19 protein-coding genes and 1 pseudogene (1 of these 20 cut by a window edge) are annotated in these 22,543 nt (G+C 64.5%); 11 read left to right on the top strand and 9 right to left on the bottom strand.

From position 1 onward, the window contains the following. Window positions 1–103: 103 nt before the first annotated feature. The gene (locus NUH86_RS20610; RefSeq protein WP_267252358.1) at window positions 104–2,017 is read right to left on the bottom strand and encodes a TonB-dependent receptor plug domain-containing protein; all 1,914 of its coding nucleotides are present in this window, start codon (window positions 2,015–2,017) and stop codon (window positions 104–106) included. 211 nt (window positions 2,018–2,228) lie between these two features. Between NUH86_RS20610 and NUH86_RS20605 the strand changes: the two genes are divergently transcribed. Continuing rightward, the gene (locus NUH86_RS20605) at window positions 2,229–2,897 is read left to right on the top strand and encodes a TetR/AcrR family transcriptional regulator (RefSeq protein WP_267252357.1); all 669 of its coding nucleotides are present in this window, start codon (window positions 2,229–2,231) and stop codon (window positions 2,895–2,897) included. An 83-nt stretch (window positions 2,898–2,980) separates the two neighbouring features. On the opposite strand, the gene NUH86_RS20600 is transcribed toward NUH86_RS20605, so the two are convergent. Further along, entirely contained in the window at window positions 2,981–3,271 is a 291-nt protein-coding gene (locus NUH86_RS20600) for a hypothetical protein (RefSeq protein ID WP_267252356.1), read from the bottom strand. Window positions 3,272–3,463: 192 nt separating this feature from the next. Then, window positions 3,464–3,928 carry an SDR family NAD(P)-dependent oxidoreductase gene (locus NUH86_RS20595; RefSeq protein WP_267252355.1) on the bottom strand — a complete coding sequence of 155 codons (465 nt, stop codon included), beginning with the start codon at window positions 3,926–3,928 and terminating at the stop codon, window positions 3,464–3,466. A gap of 336 nt (window positions 3,929–4,264) precedes the next feature. On the opposite strand from NUH86_RS20595, the pseudogene NUH86_RS20590 reads away from it, so the two are divergent. Continuing rightward, window positions 4,265–4,444: pseudogene (locus tag NUH86_RS20590) on the top strand (aldehyde dehydrogenase family protein); the annotation flags it as partial. A 138-nt stretch (window positions 4,445–4,582) separates the two neighbouring features. On the opposite strand, the gene NUH86_RS20585 reads toward NUH86_RS20590, so the two are convergent. Beyond that, window positions 4,583–7,702 carry a TonB-dependent receptor domain-containing protein gene (locus NUH86_RS20585; RefSeq protein WP_267252354.1) on the bottom strand — a complete coding sequence of 1,040 codons (3,120 nt, stop codon included), beginning with the start codon at window positions 7,700–7,702 and terminating at the stop codon, window positions 4,583–4,585. Between the two features lie 454 nt (window positions 7,703–8,156). On the opposite strand from NUH86_RS20585, the gene NUH86_RS20580 reads away from it, so the two are divergent. The 5 genes from NUH86_RS20580 (at window position 8,157) to NUH86_RS20560 (ending at window position 15,610) form a co-directional block, all read left to right on the top strand. Beyond that, complete coding sequence (locus NUH86_RS20580; RefSeq protein ID WP_267252353.1) at window positions 8,157–10,031, top strand: gamma-glutamyltransferase family protein; 1,875 nt, start codon at window positions 8,157–8,159, stop codon at window positions 10,029–10,031. Between the two features lie 12 nt (window positions 10,032–10,043). Further along, window positions 10,044–12,992, top strand: coding sequence for an LpqB family beta-propeller domain-containing protein (locus NUH86_RS20575; protein ID WP_267252352.1), 2,949 nt, complete (start codon window positions 10,044–10,046; stop codon window positions 12,990–12,992). 84 nt (window positions 12,993–13,076) lie between these two features. Beyond that, window positions 13,077–13,586 (top strand): RidA family protein, encoded by a 510-nt coding sequence (locus NUH86_RS20570; protein ID WP_267252351.1) that lies wholly within the window; start codon window positions 13,077–13,079, stop codon window positions 13,584–13,586. A gap of 42 nt (window positions 13,587–13,628) precedes the next feature. Next, entirely contained in the window at window positions 13,629–15,215 is a 1,587-nt protein-coding gene (locus NUH86_RS20565) for a flavin monoamine oxidase family protein (protein ID WP_267252350.1), read from the top strand. Beyond that, entirely contained in the window at window positions 15,212–15,610 is a 399-nt protein-coding gene (locus tag NUH86_RS20560; RefSeq protein WP_267252349.1) for a c-type cytochrome, read from the top strand. Before NUH86_RS20565 ends, NUH86_RS20560 begins: the two co-directional genes overlap by 4 nt. Window positions 15,611–15,651: 41 nt before the next feature. Here the strand turns inward: NUH86_RS20560 and NUH86_RS20555 are convergent, their stop codons facing one another. From NUH86_RS20555 to NUH86_RS20535, 5 genes are all read right to left on the bottom strand, one after another. Continuing rightward, window positions 15,652–16,701 carry an NADP(H)-dependent aldo-keto reductase gene (locus NUH86_RS20555; RefSeq protein ID WP_267252348.1) on the bottom strand — a complete coding sequence of 350 codons (1,050 nt, stop codon included), beginning with the start codon at window positions 16,699–16,701 and terminating at the stop codon, window positions 15,652–15,654. 220 nt (window positions 16,702–16,921) lie between these two features. Continuing rightward, window positions 16,922–17,428 (bottom strand): RidA family protein, encoded by a 507-nt coding sequence (locus NUH86_RS20550; RefSeq protein WP_267252347.1) that lies wholly within the window; start codon window positions 17,426–17,428, stop codon window positions 16,922–16,924. A gap of 15 nt (window positions 17,429–17,443) precedes the next feature. Beyond that, window positions 17,444–18,121, bottom strand: coding sequence for a flavin monoamine oxidase family protein (locus NUH86_RS20545; protein ID WP_267253015.1), 678 nt, complete (start codon window positions 18,119–18,121; stop codon window positions 17,444–17,446). 360 nt (window positions 18,122–18,481) lie between these two features. Then, complete coding sequence (locus NUH86_RS20540) at window positions 18,482–18,799, bottom strand: cytochrome C (protein ID WP_267252346.1); 318 nt, start codon at window positions 18,797–18,799, stop codon at window positions 18,482–18,484. Next, window positions 18,796–20,019 carry a molybdopterin-dependent oxidoreductase gene (locus NUH86_RS20535; RefSeq protein WP_267252345.1) on the bottom strand — a complete coding sequence of 408 codons (1,224 nt, stop codon included), beginning with the start codon at window positions 20,017–20,019 and terminating at the stop codon, window positions 18,796–18,798. Before NUH86_RS20535 ends, NUH86_RS20540 begins: the two co-directional genes overlap by 4 nt. Window positions 20,020–20,186: 167 nt before the next feature. On the opposite strand from NUH86_RS20535, the gene mtnB reads away from it, so the two are divergent. The 4 genes in view from mtnB to mtnK are tightly spaced (each overlapping or abutting the next) and all read left to right on the top strand, a layout consistent with a single transcriptional unit that may run on beyond the window. Then, the gene (mtnB, locus tag NUH86_RS20530) at window positions 20,187–20,813 is read left to right on the top strand and encodes a methylthioribulose 1-phosphate dehydratase (protein WP_267252344.1); all 627 of its coding nucleotides are present in this window, start codon (window positions 20,187–20,189) and stop codon (window positions 20,811–20,813) included. Then, window positions 20,810–21,364: a 1,2-dihydroxy-3-keto-5-methylthiopentene dioxygenase gene (locus NUH86_RS20525; protein WP_267252343.1), complete on the top strand. Its 555-nt coding sequence runs from the start codon at window positions 20,810–20,812 to the stop codon at window positions 21,362–21,364. The genes mtnB and NUH86_RS20525 overlap by 4 nt, the downstream gene beginning before the upstream one ends. Next, entirely contained in the window at window positions 21,361–22,050 is a 690-nt protein-coding gene (mtnC, locus tag NUH86_RS20520; protein ID WP_267252342.1) for an acireductone synthase, read from the top strand. Before NUH86_RS20525 ends, mtnC begins: the two co-directional genes overlap by 4 nt. Next, window positions 22,047–22,543 carry the beginning of an S-methyl-5-thioribose kinase gene (gene mtnK, locus NUH86_RS20515; RefSeq protein ID WP_267252341.1) on the top strand. Its footprint extends 730 nt past the window's final position, so 497 of the gene's 1,227 nt are visible here — the first part of the coding sequence; it begins with the start codon at window positions 22,047–22,049; the stop codon falls past the right edge of the window. Before mtnC ends, mtnK begins: the two co-directional genes overlap by 4 nt.

Below are 22,543 nucleotides of genomic sequence, written 5' to 3'. Positions count from 1 at the left end.
GAATGGGCTGGCGCCGTCGCCGAAGCGGTTCCGGCGAAAAGCGACAGGGATAACAGGGCTGCCCATCGGCGGCGGCGCAGGCGCCCTTTGCGCGGGGGCGGTTTCAGATGGTGCATTTCAGCGCCACGAACAGGCTGCGGCCAAGCGGCGTCGCCTGCGCGGCCGGAAGCTCCCGGTGCCGCCGATGGAGAAGGTTGAAGCCGGAAACCGACAATTCGGCCCGCTCGTCGAACTGCCAGCCAAGCCGGGCGCCCAGTTCGACATAGGCCGCGACATGCGGATCGGGCAGGGCGCTGACATAGCGCAGGTCGAAATCGACATTGACCTGCGGCCCGATGTCCATGGAGGAACGCAGGGTCGCCCTATGCTTCGGATCGTTGCCGACCTGAGAGATGCCCAGCAGGGGCACGGCGTCCGGCTTGAAACGGAATTTGTGGATCAGCAGGCTGTAACCGGGCTTCAGCCGCCACCAGTCCGCGGCGCGGATATCCGCCCAGGCGTCCAGGCCGTAGCTGTCCCCCTTGATCCCATTGCCCCATCGCAGCGGCAGGAAACCGCCGGGCGCGGGATCGACCGACCTCAGATCGTCATAGACATTGTAGAAGGTCGATACGGACAGGGACGCGCGCGGCGAAAGCGTCAGGCGCGTGCCCAATTCATAGGCGGTCAGCTTTTCGGATCGGAAGCTGGACAGGGCGGTCAGGATCACGGTTTGCCCTATGGATTCCACCGCATCCTCGTCAAAGGGCGTGGGCGACCGGACGGCGCGGGACACCGCGCCCCAGATCAGCGTGGCGGGGGCGGGTTTCCAGGACAGGCGGACGCTGGGCAGGAACGTCAGGCCCGCATAGCTGCGCTGCTCCAGCTTGGCCCCGATCGTGCCCGTCAGCGTCGGGGCGATGGCGATGCTGTCCTGCGCGAACAGATTGCCGACGAACAGGGATCGCCGCCCCGGCACGAAGTCCAGGCCCGGAATATCCCCGATCCGATAACGGCTGATGCGCGCCCCGCCGCCCCAGACGATGCTGTGCGCCTGGCCAAGGGTGAAGCCGTGCTGACCCTCCATATCGAAGGTGTCGAGGGCGAAGTGGCCGCCGCCATCCTCGACCCGGCGCGCCGTATGATCATAATAGGCCTGAAGTTGCAGGGTCGTGCCGGAAGGGGCGCTGCGACGCCAACGGGCGAGCAGGTCGTAGCCGTGGAAATTCTCATCCGCCGCGGCCCCCTGAGAGCGGGAGCCGTAATAGGCGTCCCCCTGCACCATCAATGCGTCGGCGGGCGTCGAATTCCAGTCGAAGCGGAAGCCGCCCTGCGTCCGGCGGTTGCCGTCGTCCAGGCCGGACGCGCTTTCGAAATTTTCATGGCGTTTGACGAACAGGCGGTAGCTGGCGTTTCCCCCCGCATGGCCGCCATGGCGCAGACCCAGATCATAGGTTCTGTTCCCCACCACGCCCGTCCCGTAAAGACCCTGCGAAGCGCCCGCGTCGCGGGTGATGATGTTGATCACGCCGTTGACCGCATTCGATCCCCACAGCGTCGCGCCGGGGCCGGAAATCACCTCGATCCGGTCGACATCCTCCGGCAATATGTCCGGCATGTCCCAATAGACGCCCGAATAGAGCGGCGAATAGACGCTGCGGCCGTCGATCAGGACGAGCAGCTTGTTGGAAAAATTCTGCGCCTGGTCATTGCCGCTCAGCCCGCGCGCGGCGACGACCGTGTCGTTGGGACCGCCGCGCATCACATGCAGATTGGGGGCGAGCCGAAGGATGCCGGGCAGCGTCAGCGTGCCGGAACGGACGATGTCGTCATGGGTGATGACATAGATGGACGCGGGCGCGTCCGCCAGTGAGGCGCTGGATCGGGTGACGGAGGTGACGTCCAGTTTCGAGAGCGAGGAAATGGACATCTCCCGCAACTCTTCCAGGCTCTGGGCATGGACCGGAACCGCCGACAAGGACAGAAGGCCAGCGGCCGCCCGAGCCGCTCCGCCAAAAGCCCAAGCCCATGACTTCATTGATCCCCCCTTCGTGCGGATATTTTCGCGCGCGATGGAATCGTTACGCAGGCACGCCGGAAAAGTTCCGCCCGACGGCTTTTCTTGCAGCGCCGTTGGTGCGCGAAAGCGGCGCCCATCCTTTTGAAAACGCCCTGGCCACAGCGTTGCACTTGAACTAATCATCATAATATTATGATGCGCCGGTTTCGGGCGCTATATGGAATTGTGCATGAGATATTCGAGCGGACATAAGGCGCGCACGCGGGAGCGCATCTTGACCGAAGCCTCGCGGGCCATCCGCCGCCAGGGTGTGGACAAGGTCGGCGTGGCCGATGTCATGTCCGCCGCTGGCCTGACCGTCGGCGGCTTCTATTCTCATTTCGCGTCCAAGGACGATCTGGTCGCTCATGCGGTCGACCATATGTTCCAGGAACGGTATGAACGCTTTCACGCCCTGGTGGAGGTGGACGAACCTCGCGCCGCGATCGCCAAATTCTTCGATGGCTATCTGTCGATGATGCATCGCGGCCACCCGGAAACGGGATGCCCGATACCTTCGCTCACAAGCGAGCTTGTTCATCTTTCCGAAGAAGGGCGGTTAAGGTTGACCAATGGGATGGGCGGTGTTGTCGACGACCTGACCCGGCTCCTTGACCGTGCCGGAATCGACAAGCCCGATGAAGCTGCCAATGCCGCCTTTTCGGAGGCTCTCGGCGCGCTCGTCCTCTCCAGGATGACGATCGATCCGAAGGCCGCGGAGAAGATTCTGCAAAGGGCGCGAAAATCAGTGAAGCAGCGGCTTGGCGTGGACGATATCGAGACGCGCATTCCCTTGCGTCATCGCACTACCGCCAGCGCGGCGGCCACCGCCTCCGGACGGGAAGCGGCGAGGGTTTAGACAGGTGGGGCGCCCTGCGTTCGAAAAGACCGCGGCGCCCCTTGTCACCACCTACCATTGAGGGCTGCGCTTATGCGGCTCCCCTATTTTGTTTTTCCTGGGCCAGGCAGATAGCTTCTTCGACTTCCCACATTCGGTCTTTTTCCGAAATAGATGTCATCGTTGACGAAGAAGGTGGGGGATCCGAATGCGCCGCGTTCGACGGCGGCGTTGGTGTTGTCGATCAGCTCCTGCTTGTCATATTCCGGCTTGTTGCGGATATGGGCGAAGGCCTCGACCGGGGAGCGGTTGCCGGTGGCCTTGAAGATGCCGCCCAGCAGGACGGGCACATAGTCGAAGGTGACGCCGGTGCGCTCCTCTATGGCGGGGATCACGCGATGGCACAGATAGGCGTTGGGGCTTCCGAAATCGAAGAGGACTCAACCTTGGTCACAGGCTTGGTCACTGGCTTGGTCATCGGCGTCACCATGTCTCTCCATAGGGGCGGATTTCCTGTTCGAAGGTCCAGGCCGCGGGCGGTTGCTGGAACAAGGCCCAGTAGGCGCCCGCCACGGCGGAGGGGGGCATCAGTTCGTCGGGCTTGAGATTGTCGAGCGCTTCGGTGCCCTGGCGCTTCCGATGATCTCGCGGACCCATTGGGTGTCGACGCCGGCATCGATGATGAGGTGGGCGACATGGATGTTGGAGGGCCACAGTTCCCGGGTCATGGACTGGGCGACGGCCCTGATCCCGAACTTGGCGGAGGCGAAGGCGGCATAGCCTGCGCCGCCGCGCAGACCGGCGGTGGCGCCGGTGAAGAAGATCTTGCCGCGCTTGCGGGGCAGTATGATGCGGGCGGCCTCGCGCCCGGTGACGAAACCGGCGAAGCAGGCCATCTGCCAGACCTTGTGGAAGACGCGGTCGGTGGTTTCCAGGATGGGGAACTGGAGCTTGTCGCCGCCCCTGCGGCCGAGATGGACATGAAACCCCTCGCTCGCGAACTTCTTCGCAATCTCCGCGCCGATATAATCGCCAGCGCCGACAATGGCCACCGACCGGCTGTCTCCTGGCCACCAACAATGACACGCACATGGCGCTCTGGTACGGCGCCGGTGGCATGGGGGCGGTGATTCACCCTATCAATCCGCGCCTCTCCGTCGAGCAGATCGGATGGATCATATCCCACGCCAACGACAGGATATTGTTCGCGGAAGCGGGTTTCATACCGCTGCTGCAATCGTTGGGATCGGCGCTGCCCGGTACGCTGACCATCGTCCTGATGGAAAGCCCGGCCATCCCGGCGGACCTTAGCTTTTCCGCGATCAGCTTCGAGACGTTTCTGGAAGCCGGGCAGGAGCCATGCGTCTGGGGCGGTTTCCTGCCCGGACCGCATCTGGCGGGTCGTCGAAGCGCTGGAATGCGGCATGGTGGGCATGAACACCGGCCTTATCTCGACCGAGGTGGCCCCCTTTGGCGGGATCAAGCAATCCGGCATCGGCCGCGAAGGCTCCTCACACGGCATCGCCGATTATCTCGGACTCAAATATCTCTGCCTGGCCGGCCTTTAAGCGGCCCCTAAATCCTCCCTACGCGAAGCGTGGGGAGGGGGACCGCCGCTGCAAGCGGGGGTGGATGCTTCGCATGGTCCCCCTCCCCATCTCCCGATGGGGAGGATCAGGATACGTTCTCTCTCTACTCGTCACCCATCAAAACGATTTCTTGATGCTGGTGTACCAGTAGCGCGCCTGCGGCTGGTAGAGGTTCGACAGATAACCCGTCGAAGCCAGCGGCGGATCCTTGTCGAAGATATTGCGCGCCCCGATCTGAATACTGGTATCGTTCAGCGGCCCGCCATTCTTGAACGTATATTGGGCGTAGAGATTGACCGTGGTCTGGCCCTTCACGATCCAGGGATTGGTCGCAGCGTCGCGGACCGCATTTTCATACACGCTGTCGGTGAACTGGGTAAAGGCGCCGATCTTCACCGGTCCCAATGTCCAGTCCAAAGTCGCCGCGATGCGCCAGCGCGGCTGCCCGTCGCGGCCCACCACGTCGCCGCCGCCCTGGATCGGCACGCCGGGGTTGACCAGGCCCGCCGAACGGCCGTCGATCACTGCCGTCACGCCCGCCGGGGCGTCGACATAATAGCTGATCAGGCGCGAAGCGTTGACGTTGAAGGAGAATGTGCCGATCGATGCGGTCGGCAGCAGATAGTCCAGGTTGAAGTCGATGCCCTGCACCGTCACCGGCAGCAGATTTTCGAAATTCGCGACCACATAGAGCAGTTCGCCCACCGGCGCGAGGCCCGTGCCCGCCACCAGCGCGGCATCGTCCGCCGTCGGATCGCGCCGCACGACATTGGGATTGGTGCCGCCCTGCACCCGCCGCAGATAGTCGAGGTTGAGGCCGTTCTGATAATCCAGCAGCCCGACCACATTCTTCTGCTTGATCTTCCAGCGGTCGACCGTGAACGTCACCTTGCCCCAGCCGTTGCCCAGTTGCGGGGAGAAGACCGCGCCGAAGCTCCAGCTCTGCGATTCCTCCGGCTTCAGGTTCGGGTTGCCGCCGCTGCGCCGCAGGACGGAGATGGAGCGGTTGCACTGGGAGAAGTTGGCGATGCGCCCGGCGCGCAGGTCCGCCTCGCACAGCACATAGTCGATGCCGGTGTTCACGCGGTCCAGCGTGGAGGTGTTGATCACCTCCAGATTGGGAGCGCGGAAACCCTGCGACCAGGAACCGCGCAGGCGCATGCCCTGGAGAAGTTCCCAGCTTGCCGCGATCTTGGGCTTCGCGACCGATCCGACGTCGCTATAATCCTCGTACCGGCCCGCGATCTGGAAATCCAGGCTGCGGAAGAAGGGGATTTCCATGTCCGGGCTGAAGATCGGGATGGCGAGTTCGGCATAGGCCGACTTCACGTTGCGCTTGCCGCGAACGTCCGGGCTGGGGCTGGCGCCGCCCAGGTCGGACCCGTAGAAGATGCCAGTGACGGCGTCGGTATAGGTCGTGTCCACCCCGGCAATGCCGCCCTGATAGGGCGAACGATTGTCATGATAGGTTTCGCGGCGATATTCGACGCCCGCGGCGATGCCGATGCTGTTGTCCGCCCACAGGCCCAGCAGATTGGCGTTGGAAACCTTGAAATCCCACAATGCCAGCGACGTGCGTGTCTTGCGGGTCGCCTTGATGCGGAAACTGTCGATGGTGGCCGCGCTGTTCGGCGTGCAGTCCCCGATGGACGGCGCATCCACGCAGCCGCCGTTGAACGGATTATAGGCGTCGGGCGTGGTGCGGTTGATCGCGGCCTGCAACAGGGTGTTGGAGAAATTCTCCTGCGTGTCCGCGGCGGTGGCCCAGGTGTAGAGACCGGCGGTATCCCAGTCCCAATCGCCGATCTTGCCCTTCAGCCCGCCCAGGAAACGATATTGGTAATTGGTCACGTCGACCTTGCGCGATCCGACGTCGACATAGCTGAGGGACGTGATCTGGACCGGCAGGCCAGCGGCCGGAACGACGGCGGTGCTGAGGCCGGGCAGGCGGTTGGGCGATCCGACCGGACCGAGCGGGTTCCAATAGGCGTTGGCCGCGACGGTGATCGGGATGTTCGGCAGCGAACCGGGCGCGCCGATGATCGCCTCCGTCTTGCCGCGATAGAAGCCCGCTTCGCCATAGACGGTCAACTCGTCAGTCAGGTCGAAATGCCCGTTGGCGAACAGGTTGATGCGCTTGACCGAAGGCTGGGTGGTCAGCTTGTCGAACGTCGCCGGCGAATTGAAACGCAGATTGCTGTCGACGGTCGCCATCTCGCTCGCGCCGTTGCCGTCGTCATAACAGGTTCCCGCGGTGCCCGATGCGATCCGGCACCCGCTGTTGGTGCTGGGCTGGATGTGAAACTGGCTGGAACTGTTGGTGAAGGCGGTGCCGTTGCTGGTGATGGTCTGGTTGAGGAAAGTTCCGTTCGCCGCCGGGCTGAGCGCGCGGAAGGTGCCCCATGGGGTGCTGGTGCTGGTGCCGTTGAACGCCGAGACATTGGCGAAGGACGTGCCCGCCACATAGCCGCGCCGGTCGACATTGGCGGTATAGTCCTGATCGCTCACGTAAAGCTTCGACTTCTGCGCATAGCCGGCGAACAGCGTGATGTTGCCGCGCCCTTCGCTAAAGTCCTTGCCGATCAGGCCGTTGACCGTGAATTCGCGAAGATTGGTGCCTTCCGCCCCGCCATATTGGGCGTCGAACTTGGCACCGTCGAAATCCGAATTGAGCACGTTGTTGACGACGCCCGCGACTGCATCGGAACCGTAGAGAGCCGCCGCGCCGTCGCGCAACACTTCCACGCGCGCGATGTTGCCGACCGGAATGGTGTTGGCGTTATAGCCGAAGGTCGGAACGCCGGAATCGATGACGCCGGAAATGGCCTGCGATGTCGGGTGCAGCACGGTGCGGCGGCCGTTGATCAGCAGCAGCGTATTGCCCTGTCCCAGACCGCGCAGCGATACGGTGGAAACGTCGCCGCGCGCGGCATTGGCGTTGCCGCCGCCCAGCACCTGTTCGTTGAAGGTCACGCCGCCCAGTTGCGGGATGGACCGGAAGAGATCGGCGCCGGAAACCGCGGCCACCGCCTCGATCTGTTGTTCGCCCACGACGCTGACGGGCAGGGCGCCGGTCGTGTTCGCGCCCCTGATCTGGGATCCGATGACGACGATTTCGGCGCCTTTATCCGCCTCCGCTTCCGGCGCGGCGTCGGTCTGCGCGTGCAGGACGCCTGCCGTCAATGCCCAAATACTGGCGCCCGCCAGTATCGCAATGCTGTTTCTTCTCACCCTCATCTCTGTTCCCCTGTGATGAAGTCCTTGTCATCGATCCCCGCGGCGACAAGGACTTTGCGCGGTGTCAGCTATCGGGCATTTGCGCGCCGATGAATCCTGAGCATGTCAGCCAGTTGTTTTTATGAATTGGGCCCTTGCCCAGACTGTGCATTCACGGATCCCCCGATAGCTGGAGTTCCGGCACCATCCCCTGCATGGGCTATCTTCGTCCGGCCCCACGCCGGCAACATCGATTGACGGGCGAAGCGCCCACTCTTGCACCCGTTCAGCATGGTAGAACTGATAAGATCATGTTTTCCGCCATGCCGGGATGAATATTTTTTCCATTCGATGAAATCTTCTGAAGCATAGTGGAAAATGGGGCCAGTCTCGTTACAGGGAAAGAACCGGCAGGGCAGATGCCGCCTTTCCCTCGGGTAGCGCTGACTATGCCGATTACAGGGGATTTTCGTTCATGACCAAGACTGCAAGGCTGGGCTTGAGCCGTCGTGACTTCGCGGCATTGGCGGTGGGCGGCGCTGTACTGGCGCAGGCTGGGGCATCGGCGCAGCAGGCTGTTCCCGCGACCAGGGCGCCGCTGGAGCCGACCCGGCTGGTAAGCGCGGGGGAGACGCTGCGGCCGGAAATCGTCGGCAATTTCGGCATCGTCGCGGCAGGGCGTCATTATGCTGTGGCGGCGGGAACGCGCATCCTGATGGCGGGCGGCAACGCCACGGACGCGGGCGTGGCGGGGGTGTTCGCTGCGGCCGTGACGGAGATTTCGCATTTCGGCTTCGGCGGCGAAGCGCCGACCATCATCTACGACGCGAAGGCGAGAAAAGTCTCCGTGGTGAACGGTCAGGGCGTCGCGCCCGCGCTCGCCACGCCGGACAAGTTCGCGAAAGCGGGCGTCATTCCCGGCAATGGTCCCAATGGCGGCACCGTTCCCGCGCTGGTCGACGCCATGGCGCTGGCGTTGCAGCTCAACGGCACGATGACGCTGGATCAGGTTCTGCAACCCGCCATCGAATTGGCGGACGGTTTCGTCATGTATAATTTCCTGGCCGAAGTGTTCGCCAGCCAGCGGAAGGCCACTTCCAAATGGAAGGACGCCTACGACGCTTATTATCCGGGCGGACAATTGCCGAAAGTTGGCGAAATCTTCCGTCAGTCCAATCTGGCGAAGACCATCCGCATCATCGCGGCGGCGGACCGGGCCGCATATAAGAAGACGAAAGACCGCAAGGCGGCGATCCAGGCGGGGCGCGACGCCTTCTACAAGGGCGATATCGCCCGGCGAATCGGCGCGGCGATGGAGCGCGACGGCGGGCTGATGCGCTATGAAGACCTGGCCAGCTACAAGGGCAGGGTCGAGACGCCGGCCATGACCAGCGTCTTCGGTTATGAAGTCTACAAGGCCGGTTTCTGGAGCCAGGGTCCGGCCATGCTGATGGCGCTCAACATCGCCGAAGCGGCGGGCATCGCGTCGATGGAGCCGGGGTCCGCGCCCTATCTCCACACCGTGGCGGAATCGATCAAGCTCGCCTTCGACGACCGCAACGCCTATTTCGGCGACCCGGATTTCGCGTCCGTGCCGATGAAGGGCCTGTTGTCCAAGGCCTATGCGGCGCAGCGGGCGAAGCAGATCGGGCCGAAGGCGTCGCTGGAGCATCGCTATGGCGACCCCTGGGCGTTCGAGGGGAAGGCGCGCGCCACCCCCGCCTTCACCCCCCATATGCTGAAGGCTCCACCGCGCCCCACCGCCGACACGACCGCCATCGAAGTGGTCGACCGGGACGGCAATCTGTTCAGCGCCACGCCCAGTTCCGGCTGGCTGCTGGGCGGCGCCTATATCGCCGGGGATACCGGCGTGCCGATGAGCAACCGGCTGACCGTCTTCGACCTCGATCCCGAAAGCCCCAATGTGCTGGCCCCCGGCAAGCGGCCGCGCACGACGCTGTCGCCCTCCATGGTGCTGAAGGACGGCGCGCCCTATCTGGCGATAGGCACGCCGGGCGGCGACAATCAGGGCCAGCAGATCATGAACGTGCTGCTGCGCGTGCTGGCGTTCGACCAGCCGTTGCAGGCCGCGATCGAGGCGCCCCGCATCAACAGCAATCATTTTCACGCCTCCTTCGCGATCAAGAAGGATGAACCGGGCGTGCTGGAGGTGGAGGACCGGGTGCCGCAGGCGGTGCGCGACGATCTGGCCGCGCGCGGGCACAAGCTGGACGTGCTGGGGCCGTTCGCGGTTTCCACCGGCATCGTCGCAGCGGGCGTCGTGCCGGGCAGCGGCACTTTGCGCGGCGGGGCGGATGTCCGCCGCGAACGCTATGTTTTCGGCTGGTAAGAGGACCGATCCATGAAGTCTCCCCTGAAATATCTGTCCATCGCCCTGCTGTCGGCGTGCGCAGCGCAGGCCTATGCCCAGCCTGCCAATCTCCCTCCGCCCGGAAACGAGAAACCTGTCGCCTTCGACGTGCATGAGGGCACGTCCATGGCCGTATCCGTCTCCCCCGACGGCAAATGGTTGGCGGTCGATCTACAGGGTAGTTTGTGGATCATCCCGGCCAGGGGCGGCAAGGCAAAGCGCATCACCGATTATTTCAACGATGCGCGCCAGCCGGTCTGGTCGCCCGATGGATCGCGCCTCGCCTATTTCGCCTATCGCGAGGGCGGTTATGACCTCTGGACGATCAAGCCCGACGGCAGCGACATGCGCAAGCTGACGCAAGGCGCATGGGACGACCGCGAACCCGCCTGGTCGCCGGATGGCAAGACCATCGCCTTCTCCTCCGACCGCAGCGGCAATTACGACATCTGGACGCTGGATATCGCGAGCGGAGCGGTGAAGCAGGTCAGCGGCAATGGGCGTGAGGACCGGATGCCGGCCTGGTCGCCGGACGGTGCGCGCATCGCCTATGCCGGGATAGAGGGCGGTAAGACGGCGCTCTATGCGACCATGCTGGCCGACGGCAAGGAAAGCCTCCTGAAACAGGCGGAGGGCAGGGTCGATGCGCCGTCCTTCGGCCCCGGCGGCGAACTGGCCTATGTCGTTCAGGACGCCAGGGGCAGCCATCTGGAAGTGGATGGCAAGGCCGTCAGCGGAACCGAGAATGTCTTTCCCTTCCGCATAAGCTGGGGGAAGGGCGGCTATTATTATGTCTCTGACGGGAAGATCCGGCACCGCAGCGGCGCACGCCTCTCCACCGTCGATTTCGCCGCCACGCTGGAGGCGGTGAAGCCCAGCTATGCCCGCGCCAAACGGGATTGGGATTCCACCGCCCCGCGCAAGGCGCTGGGCATCGTCCACCCGACCATCTCGCCCGATGGCAGCCGCATCGCCTTCGTCGCATTGGGCGATCTTTACCTGATGTCCTCCAAGGGCGGCGTGCCGGAGAATCTGACGAAGGATGCCGCGCTGGACGCCGATCCCGCCTGGTCGCCCGACGGGCAGAGCATCGTCTACACCTCCGACAAGGGCGGCGGCTTGCCGCAGCTTTGGATACGCGACCTTCGGACCGGCAAGGACCGCAAGCTCACCGATATGGACACCCAGCCCCTGGGCGCGGCCTGGTCGCATGACGGCAGCCGGATCGCCTTCCTGGATGTCGACGGTCGCTGGGGCGTCGCGGGCGTCTGCGTCGTCGACGTGGCGAGCGGGAAGGTGACGCGGCTCCAGGCCTCGCTGGGCCAGCCGGGCAGTCCCACCTGGTCGGCGGACGGCAAATATGTCGCGATTGCGCTGTCCTATAAATATTCCAACAGCTTTCGGGAGGGCACCAATCAGGTCTATGTGATCCCCGCCGACGGCAAGGGCGAACCCTTCTGGCAAATACCGCAGGCCAATGCCGGAACCGATACGCGCGGCGGCGGCGGTCCCACCTGGTCGCCGGACGGGACGAAGATGGCGGCGATCTACGAAGGCCTGCTGAAAATCTGGCCGGTGGGCGCGGACGGAAAGCCGATGGGGCCGCCGCGCAGCTACACCTCCGAAATTTCCTATTTCCCGACCTGGACCGCCGACAGCCGCACCATCCTCTACCAATCGGCTGACAAGCTGAAGGCGATCGATACGGAGACGGGCGCGATCCGGGAGATTCCGGTCGACCTCACCTACCGCCTCGACAAACCGACCGGGCGGACGGTGATCCATGTCAGCAATCTGGTCGACTCCGTTCGCGACGAGACCCAGCATGACAAGGACATCGTCATCGAGGGCAACCGCATCGCCGCGATCCGCGATCATGATCCGGCCCTGCATCAGGCCGACCGCTTCATCGACGGCACCGGCCTGACCGCCATCCCCGGCCTGATCGAACATCATGCCCATCTGCAAAAGGATTTCGGCGGCAATCTGGAGCGGGCCTGGCTCGCTTATGGCATCACCACCGTCCGCGATCCGGGCAATCAGGTCTATGACGCGGTCGAGGATCGGGAAGCCGCCGAAGCGGGCGTGCGTCCGTCCCCGCGCCTCTATGTCAACGGCCCGCTGCTCGAATGGCAGCGCGTCTATTACAAGATGGGCGTCGCCGTATCCGGCCCGGCCCATCTGGAGCGGGAACTGGAGCGCGCCCGCATCCTGAAATACGACATATTGAAAAGCTATGTCCGCATGCCCGACATCTACCAGCGGCGCATCGTGGAGGCGGCGCACCAGATGGGCGTTCCCGTCACCGGCCATGAAATCTTCCCCGCCGCCTATACTGGCGTCGATGCGACCGAGCATCTGGGCGCGACCAGCCGCCGTGGCTATTCGCCCAAACAGGGTCCGATGGGCATGGCCTATGAGGATGTGATCCAGCTTTTCGGCAGGAGCGGCCGCACGCTGACGCCGACAAATTTCGGCGCGCTGACCGGCTATCTGGAGAAAAATCCCGGCTATCGCGACGATCCGCGCCTCAACCTCTACCCGATCTGGGCGCGCAAGACGGTGACGGAGGCCGATCCCCTGGCGGCCCTGCTGCGGCCCATGATCGCGGGAAGCCTGGTGAGCCTGAAGAAGATGTTCGACGCCGGCACGCTGGTCACGGCGGGCACGGACACGATGATCGCGACCAACCTGCATGCGGAGCTTTCCTCCTATGTCGATGCGGGGCTGACGCCCTTTCAGGCGTTGCAGACGGCGACCGTCAATTCGGCCCGGTCGCTCAACCTGGACGCGGGAACATTGGAAGCGGGCAAGCTGGCCGACATCACTCTCCTCGCGGGCGACCCGCGTGAGAATATCGCGAACACTTTCAATGTGAGAAAGGTGATCGCCAACGGCAAATATTATGATGTCGCAGAACTGGTCTCGGGCGGTCAGTAAGATGTTGAAATAAATATGGCGGATTTGCCTCCGCGCCTCGTTCTTCTGATCGCAAGCATCAGTAATCCGGGAATGGGAGCGTTCATGGCAAATCCGTCAGCGTTCAGGCTTTCTCTTGTCGGCATCGCGGCAGCCGCCTTGGCTTCTTTTTCGTCAACGGCACAGGCCGCGCCGGTCGAACATAAACAGACCCCCGGCGCGATGATCGCCAGCGCCGCCGTGGTTCCGCCCGGCAACACGCTCTATTTCCTTTCCGGCGCGACCGGGGCGCCCATCGATCCCAAGGACGTGGAAAGCCCCGACGCCTTCGGCGATACGGAGGCGCAGGCCCTGTCGATCTTCACCAAGATGAAGGCCCAGCTTGCCGGAATGGGCCTTACCATGGGCGATGTGGTGAAGCTGACCGTCTTCCTGGTCGGCGATCCCAAATTGGGCGGGAAGATGGACCGCGACGGCATGACGCGGGCCTACAAGAAATTCTTCGGTACGGCGGAGCAACCCAATCTGCCGACCCGGTCGGCCTTCCAGATCGCAGGACTCGCCCGGCCGCAACAGTTGATCGAGATCGAGGCGATCGCCGCCAAGGGAAACTGAACCTTCCGCCGCCGGGCTTCTCCACATGTATAGGGGGACTTGATGGATAACAGCACGCTGCCCAGCCGCCGTCAGCTTCTCAGCCTGATCGGCAAGATGGGCGGCGCGGCGGCGATGTACCAGGCGATGACCGCGCTGGGCCATGCCGCCGAAACCCGGTTCGACGGACCGCCTGTCCTCTCCGGCGCGAAGCCGGGCGCGTCGGTCGTCGTGTTGGGCGCGGGCCTGGCCGGCATGGTCGCCGCCTATGAACTGGAAAAGGCGGGTTATCGGGTCAAGATCCTGGAATTTCAGGACCGTCCGGGTGGCCGCGCCTATACGCTGCGCGGCGGCGACACCTTCACCGAAAGCGACGGCACGGTGCAGAAGGTGCAGTTCGCGCCGGGCAATTACATCAATCCCGGCCCCTGGCGCATCCCGCACCATCATAATTGCCTGCTGCATTATTGCAGGCAGTTCGGCGTGGCGATGGAGCCGTTCATCCAGCTCAACCATAACGGCTTCATCCATTCCAGCGAGGCGTTCGGCGGCAAGCCGCAACGCTACAAGGCGGTGGCGACCGATTTCCGGGGCCATACGTCCGAACTGCTGGCGAAGGCGGCGAACGCCAAGGCGCTGGACGCCAGCATAAGCGCGGAGGACAAGGAGAAGCTGCTGGAGGCGCTCCGCCATTGGGGCGTGCTGGACGCCAACATGGCCTATACCAGCAGCGTGGCCGTCTCCGCCCAGCGCGGTTACGACCAGCCGCCCGGCGGCGGCGTTGGCGGCGCACCCATGCCATCGCAGATCGCGAAGCTGGGCGACGTGCTGGATCCGCAGGTCTGGACGGCGATGAGCTTCTATTTCAACTATGTGATGCAGACGACGATGTTCCAGCCGGTAGGCGGCATGGACATGATCGGCAAGGCTTTCGCCGCCCAGGTCGGCAAGCTCATCACCTATCATGCGAAAGTGACGAAGGTCGCCCAGAATGGCAAGGGCGTGACCGTCAGCTACAAGGACGTGCCGAGCGGCAAGATGAACAGCGTCAGCGCCGACTGGTGCGTGTGCACCGTCCCGCTGTCGATCATCAGCCAGATCGAGATGCAGGTGGGTCCGAAACTGGCGGCGGCGATGAAGGCGGTGCCCTATGCGGGCCAGCTCAAGATGGGCATGGAATTCAAGCGCCGCTTCTGGGAGGAGGACGACAATATCTATGGCGGCCACAGCTTCACCGACCAGCCCATAGCGCAGCTATCCTATCCCAACGACCGCTTCTTCTCCAGCGGACCGGCGGTGTTGCTGGGCGCCTTCGCGCGCGACGCAGGGGCCTTCGAACTGACCGGCATGACCCCGCAGGAACGGATAGAGGCGGCGCTGGCCCAGGGCGAAATCTTCCATCCGCAATATCGCAAGGAATTTCTGAACGGCGTGTCCGTGCCCTGGAGCCGCGTGCCGTGGATCTTGGGCTGCACCTCCCGCTGGAGCGAGGAGAATCGGGTGGCCCATTACCAGAATCTCGTGGCCCTGGACGGACGGGTGGTCTTTGCGGGCGAGCATGCCAGCTATTATGGCGGCTGGATGGAAGGATCGTTGCTCTCCAGCCTCGACGCGATCACGCGCATTCACCAGCGGACGCAGGCGGCATGAGCATGCGCCGCGCCCTGTTCCTGATCCCGCCGCTCCTGGCGCTTCTGGCCGCGCCCGGCCATGCCGACACGCCCGGCGGCGTGCAGGCGAAGAACAAGGCGGTCGACGGGGAAAAGGTCTACAAGCAGATTTGCGCCGCCTGCCACATGCCCAACGCCATGGGCAGCGGCGGCGGCGCCATTCCGCCGCTGGCGAAGGACAGGAAGCTGGCCGATCCCGCCTATCCGATCAAGATCGTGATGCAGGGCAAGGGCGCGATGCCGCCGATGAGCGACATGCTCTCCCCAGCGCAGGTGGCCGCGGTCGTCACCTATGTCCGGACTCATTTCGGCAACGCCTATCCCCAGCCCGTCACGGAAGCGGACGTCAGGCGCATCGCGAAGATCGGAGGCTAGACGGACCTCTGCCGACGGGAAACGCCCGCCGCGCCTGCTCCTTACGGACAGGGATCGGGCAGTTCCCGATGCACTGCCTCTATCGCCGCCAGAGCCTCTTCGTCCAGCTTGATCCGGACGCTGCCGATATCGGTCTTCAACTGCGCCAGCGACGTCGCCCCGATGATGGTCGATGTCACGAACGGCCTGCTGTTGACGAAGGCAAGGGCCAGTTCCGCCGGGTCCAGTCCATGGGCCTGCGCAATCGCGACATAGCGCGCCGACGCGACCGGCTGGCCGGGCAGGTCGTAGCGGACGAACTGCTTCGCCACGTCGCGGCGCGATCCGCTGGGAATGCGTCCGCCCAGATATTTGCCGGTCAGATTGCCCCCCGCGAGCGGCGAATAGGCCAGCAGCCCGACATCCTCCCGCAATGCGAATTCCGATAGCCCCTGTTCGAAGGTGCGGTTGAGCAGATTATAGGCATTCTGGATCGATGCGATCCTGGGCCACGCCTTCTCGCGGGAGAGGCGCAGATATTCCGAAACGCCCCAGGGGGTTTCGTTGGAAACGCCGAAATGCCGGATCTTCCCCGCCCGCACCAGGTCGGCCAGGGCGTTCAGCGTCTCCTCGATCGGCACGGTGTCGGCGTCGTCCTCGATCCGCGACAGGCCGCGCACGCCGAAGGAGGGCACTTTCCGGTCGGGCCAATGCACCTGATACAGGTCGATATGGTCGGTGCGCAGGCGCTTCAGACTATCCTCCACCGCCTGTTCGATATTGCGCCGGTCCAGCCGGTTGCCGCCGCCCCGGAACGACCGCACCGGATCGCGTGAGGGGCCGGCGACCTTGGTGGCGAGGATCACGTCATCCCGCCGCCCCCGCGCCGCGATCCAGTTGCCGATATAGGTTTCGGTCAGGAACTGCGTCTCCCGCGAGACGGGCGTCACCGGATAGGCTTCGGCGGTGTCGATGAAGTTCACGCCCTCGCCAAAGGCGTGGTCCAGTTGCTCATGGGCTTGCGCTTCGCTGTTTTGCGACCCCCATGTCATGGTGCCAAGGCAGATTAGGCTGACCTTGATCCCCGTGCGTCCCAGCGATCGATATTCCATGCCATGTCCTTATCCAGAATTCCGCACGTCTACATAAAGGCTGGCGGGCCGCCGAAAAGGGGCGTGAATCCGCAATGTCGGAAAATGGCCAATGGCGGACGCTAATATATTGTCATCCCAGCGAAAGCTGGGATCTCGTGAGGCTAAGCTGTGCCCGATCGCCCTGAGATCCCAGCTTTCGCTGGGATGACGGCTTTCAATGTCCGCCATCCACCCAGAATTACTTCGCCTTCACGGCGACCGCCTCGATCTCGACCAGAAAGCCCGGATTGGCGAGCGCGGCGACCTGCACCGTCGACCGTGCGACCTTGTTGGGCTGCGCCGTGGTGCCGAAAAACTGGGCATAGCCCTCCGAAAAGCCCTTGAAATCCTGCTTTCCGCCCAGCTTGGGATCGCCCACCAGGAACACGGTCAGCTTGACCACGTCCTTCAGGCCATAGCCCTGCGCCGCGAGCAGCCCTTCGATCTTGCGGAAGATGCCGATTGTCTGCGTCCGCGTATCGCCATAGGCGGCGGGCGTCGCCGGATCGGCCGCCTTGTCGGCGACGGGCGGCACCTGCCCGCTGAGGTAGAGCGTCTCCATCCCCGCGGGCACGGTAACGCCGGTCAATATGGGCGAGGGGCCGTCCGCGCCGTGACGGACCACCTGTGGCGCGGCATGGGCGCTGCCCGCGCCGCCGATCAGCAGGCCCAAAGCGACCAGGGGACGTATGAAAGCATGCGACATGACATTCTCCTTCTATCAGGCGTGATGGGGCGTGACGTTTGCGGGCGACGGCGCCAGGGCATCGGCTGCGCGCCGGGCAGAAAGCACAGCGCTTTCCTGCCAATGACGCGAATATTGGGATAAATGGCTGCCTGCAAAGAGAAAAGGCCCGTCCGGCTGGTTGAGCAGGCGGAAATCGTCCAGACTGTTGCCGTCCCCGTGCCAATCCAGCCACGGGCCAAGATTATGCGGCGTCTTGCGCCAGTTGACGACGACCGGTGATTGCAGGTCCGCGCCATGGCCGGGGTGGATGCGCTCCACGGCGGCCCGCGCCAGCGCGATCTGTTCCGGGATCGGCCGCAGGGCAAAGCTCTTTGCCGCGTTCAACGCCATATAGGCGGCCAGCAGCACGGCCTGCGGCTGTTGGAAACGGTCCGAAGGATACCAGATGATCGACGTTTCGTCGCCGACGAAGGACAGGCCGCCATAGATTTGCTGCTCTTCCCAGAAGGGTCGGCTCTGGAAGGCGACCTTGACCGTGTCCTGATAATGAGCGGCGGCGATGGCCCGGTGCACCGGCGCGCTGAAATCGCCCTTGATTCCCGCCAGCACCGGCAGGGGCAGGGTGATGATCGCCCGGTCCGCCTGTGCGATTTGGGCATTGCCCTTCGCATCGCGCCAGGCGATGCTGACGCCCTTGCCGGGCCGTCGGATCTCCGCACCTCCGCCCCGCTGACCACGGGCTTGCGCAGCGACGCCGCCAGGGCGCGGGGGATGTGGTCCATGCCGCCGACAGGCGCCAGCATGGTCGCCTGCATCAATATCTCCTCCTCGAACAGCAGGCCCGCCAGATTGGGGTTGGCCAGCAAATGGTCGAGCGTGCGTGGCGCCACCGCCTGCTGCGCCTGGTCGGATGCGCCCGGCGGCCGGGTCAGTCCCGACCGGGCGCTGCCGCCATGGTCCGCCGGGGCGGGGCCATGGTCCTGCCCCGGCGGTTGTTTATCTACTAAATCAGTAGATTTTTCGCGCAATCAAGTTTTCATCATAGATGACAGGGCGGGGACTTATTTCCGCTCAGCGCTTTCCCGCCTTCGCCGGGCGCGCGCCATAGGTGGTCGCCAGATAAGTGGAGATTCGCGCCGCGACTTCGGCTTCGATCGGCGCGCCATAGATCTTGACCATCTTGGCGACGCTGTCGTTCCAAAATTGCGCGCCCTTGCCGCGTGGCTGGCTGGTCACATAGTCGATGGAATGGCAGGCGGAACAGATTATCGCCGTCAGTTGCGCGTCGGGACCGGGCGGCAGCGCGGCGGGCTGTTCGGCGGGCAGGCGATAGCCAGCCGCCGCCGCGCCTGTCGCGGCGAACAGGGCGATGGGGATCAGCGCCTTCATGCGGCGATCACCTCCACGGTTTCGATGACGTTGCGCATATAGCCGGCGGGCTGCCAGCGCGGCTCGACCGGCTGGACCTCCCCCGACCGGCTGGTGGCGCGCACCTGGATGTGGTGGCGGCCGGGCGGCAGGCTGTGGGAAAGGCGCCAGGCGCGGAAACTGTAGCGGCCCAGATCCTCGCCCAGCGCGGCCTCCTGCCAGCTTTGGCCGCCATCGGCCGATATGTCGACGCGCGCGATCCCCGCGCCGCCGTCGAAGGCGATGCCGGACAGCGCCACCGGCCTTCCCGCCGCGACCTGCGCGCCGGGCGCGTGGCTGGTGAGGAAGGATCGGATGTTCAGCCTTGCGATCGGGCGGGTCTTGTCAGGCTTGCCGCCGGGCGTCACGCAGGCGCAGTCATTGTCCGGGATGCGATAGGCGGTCTTCATCCAATAGCCGTCATAGGCGGCGTCGACGACGGTGATCTCGTTCAGATGCTTCACCCAATAGGTGCCGTAATGGCCCGGCACGACCAGTCGCAGCGGATAGCCGTTGAGGAAGGGCAGGTCGGCCCCGTTCATCGCCCAGGCGACCATCACCTCCCCATCGCGGGCATGGTCGATGTCCAGCGCCTTGATGAAGTCGGGAATGCCGTCCATCTGCGGATTGTCCAGCCCGTTGAAGGTGACCTGCCGCGCCCCGGCGCGCAGCCCCGCGCGGTCGAGCAGGGCGCGAAGCGGCACGCCGCGCCAGCGGGCATTGCCCATCGCGCCGTTGCCAAGCTGGCCGCCGCCCACTCGCGGTTCGAAAAATCCGCGTCCATTGCCGGAACATTGGTTGACCGCGACGATCTCCTGAACCGGGAAATCGCGCTTCAATTCGGCAAGGGAAAGGGAAAGCACCCTGTCGACATGACCGCCGATCGCCAGCCGGAACTGCCGCGCATCGATGTCCAGCGGCAGGTCCGCCAGATGATAGCGCACGAAAAAGGCGTCGTTGGGCGTGATCGGCCCTTCGTTGAAGAGCGCCATGGGCGTTTCAAGCTGCGGCGGGCGGCTGGTCAGGCGGATGAGCGGACGCTTTTGCGGATAGCGGACCAGCGCCCGGTCGCCATTGTCGAAGGGCAGGATTATCCGTCCTTCTCCCGCCCTGGCCCATGCGGCGGTCGGCAGCATGGCCCCCGCGATGCCCGCGATCAGGCTGCGCCGGTCGACGCCTTCCATATTTCGTCCTTCCGTCACGCCGCTTCCCACCGGTGCTCTATTATATCTACCTTTTCACTAGTAAATCCGGGACGGTTTGTCCATCATCCGCGCAGCCGCGCTCTTGTAACATGACCGTCGCGCAGGATAGGCATGGGCGCAGGGCTGGTCTGGCATCGCCGGGGCCGTTTGGGGAGTTTTTCTGAGTGATCGATTTCACCGATGCCGCGAATGTCATCGTCGCGGTGGGCGGGCGGCTTGACCGGCTTGGCCTGGCCCCGGCGACGGCGGGAAATTATTCCATGCGGCTGGCTGACGGAACGATGGCGATCACCGTGTCCGGCGCGCACAAGGGGCGCATGACCCCGGAGCAGGTCATGCGCGCCTCGCTCCACGGCGCCTCGCTCGACGGGAAGAAGCCATCGGCCGAAACGCTGCTGCACTGCCTGGTCTATGAGGTCGATGGCGGCGCGGGTGCCGTCCTGCACAGCCACAGCGTCGCCGGAACCGTGCTCAGCCGGGCGCTGGCGGACCGCAATGCCATCGATCTGGAGGGCTATGAACTGCTCAAGATTTTCCCCGGCGTCGCGGGACATGATGTGCGCATCGCCATGCCGCTGGTCGACAACAGCCAGAACATGCCCGCGCTGGCGGCGCAGCTTCGCCCGATATTGCAGGCCGGAACACCGCCGCTTCCCGCCTTCTACATTCGGGGGCACGGCCTATATGCATGGGGTCCGACCATGGATGCGGCGGAAAATCTGGTGGAAGCCTGCGAATTTCTGCTGAACTGCGCATGGGAAGAAATGAAACTGAACGGAGGCGTAGGATGACGCGACTCTCCCGATATGAAGACAAGGCGCCTTTCGCCGAGCGCGGAAGCCTGGAGGATTTCGACGCCATCGCCGCGACGGTCGCGGAAGCGGGCGTGACGCTGGAGCGTTGGGAGGCCGGGGCGGCGCTGCCCGCCGATGCGCAGGACGGGGATATTCTGGCGGCCTACGCATCCGATATCGACCGGTTGAAGCGGCGCGGCGGCTATAAAAGCTGCGACGTGATGCGCCTGACCGCCGATCATCCGGATCGCGCCGCGCTGCGCGGCAAATTCCTGGCCGAACATGTCCATGACGATGACGAGGTGCGCTTCTTCGTGGAGGGCGGCGGCCTCTTCTACATCCGGGCCAATGGAACGGTCCATGCGCTGGAATGCACGGCGGGCGATCTCATCCTGCTCCCGGCGGGCACGACCCATTGGTTCGACATGGGGGAAAATCCGCGTTTCACCGCCATCCGCCTGTTCGTCACGCCGAAAGGGTGGGTCGCCCGCTTTACTGGCGATCCCATCGCGGAATCGATCCCGCTCTATGAAGGCGCCGCCGCATGACCACGCCTCGCGCCATCGTGACGGATATCGAAGGAACGACCTCCAGCATCGCCTTCGTGCATGAGGTGCTGTTCCCTTATTCCAGGGCGCGCCTTGCCGATTATGTCGCCGCGCATCCGGCCGAAACGGCTCCCATCCTTGCCGCCGTTCGCGAGGAAGTGGCCGATCCGGCGATGGACGCGGCGGATTGCGTCGATACCCTGCTGCAATGGCATCGGGAGGATCGCAAGATCGGCCCGCTCAAGACGCTCCAGGGCATGATCTGGGCGGAGGGGTTCGCGGAGGGCGCGCTGCGCGGCCATGTCTATCCCGACGCGGTCGCGGGGCTGCGCCGCTGGCATGCGGCGGGCATCGCGCTCTACATCTATTCCTCCGGTTCCGTCGGCGCGCAGAAGCTGCTGTTCGGCCATAGCGAGGCGGGCGACCTCAATCCGCTCTTCTCCGGCCGTTTCGATACAGCCATCGGCGGCAAGAAGGAGACGGCCTCCTATCGCGCCATTGCGCAGGCTCTGGCGCTGCCGCCCGCCCAAATCCTGTTCCTGTCCGATGTGGAGGCGGAACTGGCCGCCGCGCAGGAGGCAGGCATGGCGGTGACGCTGCTGGCGCGGGACGGCCTGCCCGATGCATCGCCCTTTCCGGTCGCGACCGGCTTCGAAACGATCCTGCCGGAGGTGGCGCTTTCATGAGTTACAGGCCGCTGACCGAAACGACCGCCGCCGCCTTCCTGGCCGACATTCCCGCCGTCGCAGCGCGCCTTGGGGGCGAAGCGGGCGACTGGACGGTGCAGGAGGTGGGCGACGGCAATCTCAACCTCGTCTTCCTCGTCACGGGTCCGGGGGGCGGGGTCGCGGCCAAGCAGGCCTTGCCCTATGTCCGGCTGGTCGGCGAAAGCTGGCCGCTGCCGCTCAGCCGCGCTTATTATGAGCGGTTGGCGCTGGCCGATCAGGCGCGGCTTTCGCCCGCGCGCGTGCCCGCGCTCCTCCATCATGACGATGTCATGGCGCTGACCGTGATGGAATATCTGACCCCGCACCGCACCTTGCGCGGCGCGCTGGTGGAAGGGCTTCGCTATCCGCTGCTGGCGGACCATATGGCCGGATTTTTGGCCGACACGCTGTTCTTCACCTCCGACCTCGCCGTGCCCGCTGTGGAGAAGAAGGCGCGGATCGCCGCCTATCT

It is taken from the genome of Sphingobium sp. JS3065 (genome assembly GCF_026427355.1).
Classification (GTDB): Bacteria; Pseudomonadota; Alphaproteobacteria; order Sphingomonadales; family Sphingomonadaceae; genus Sphingobium.
This window is presented reverse-complemented; position numbering and strand designations above follow the sequence as displayed.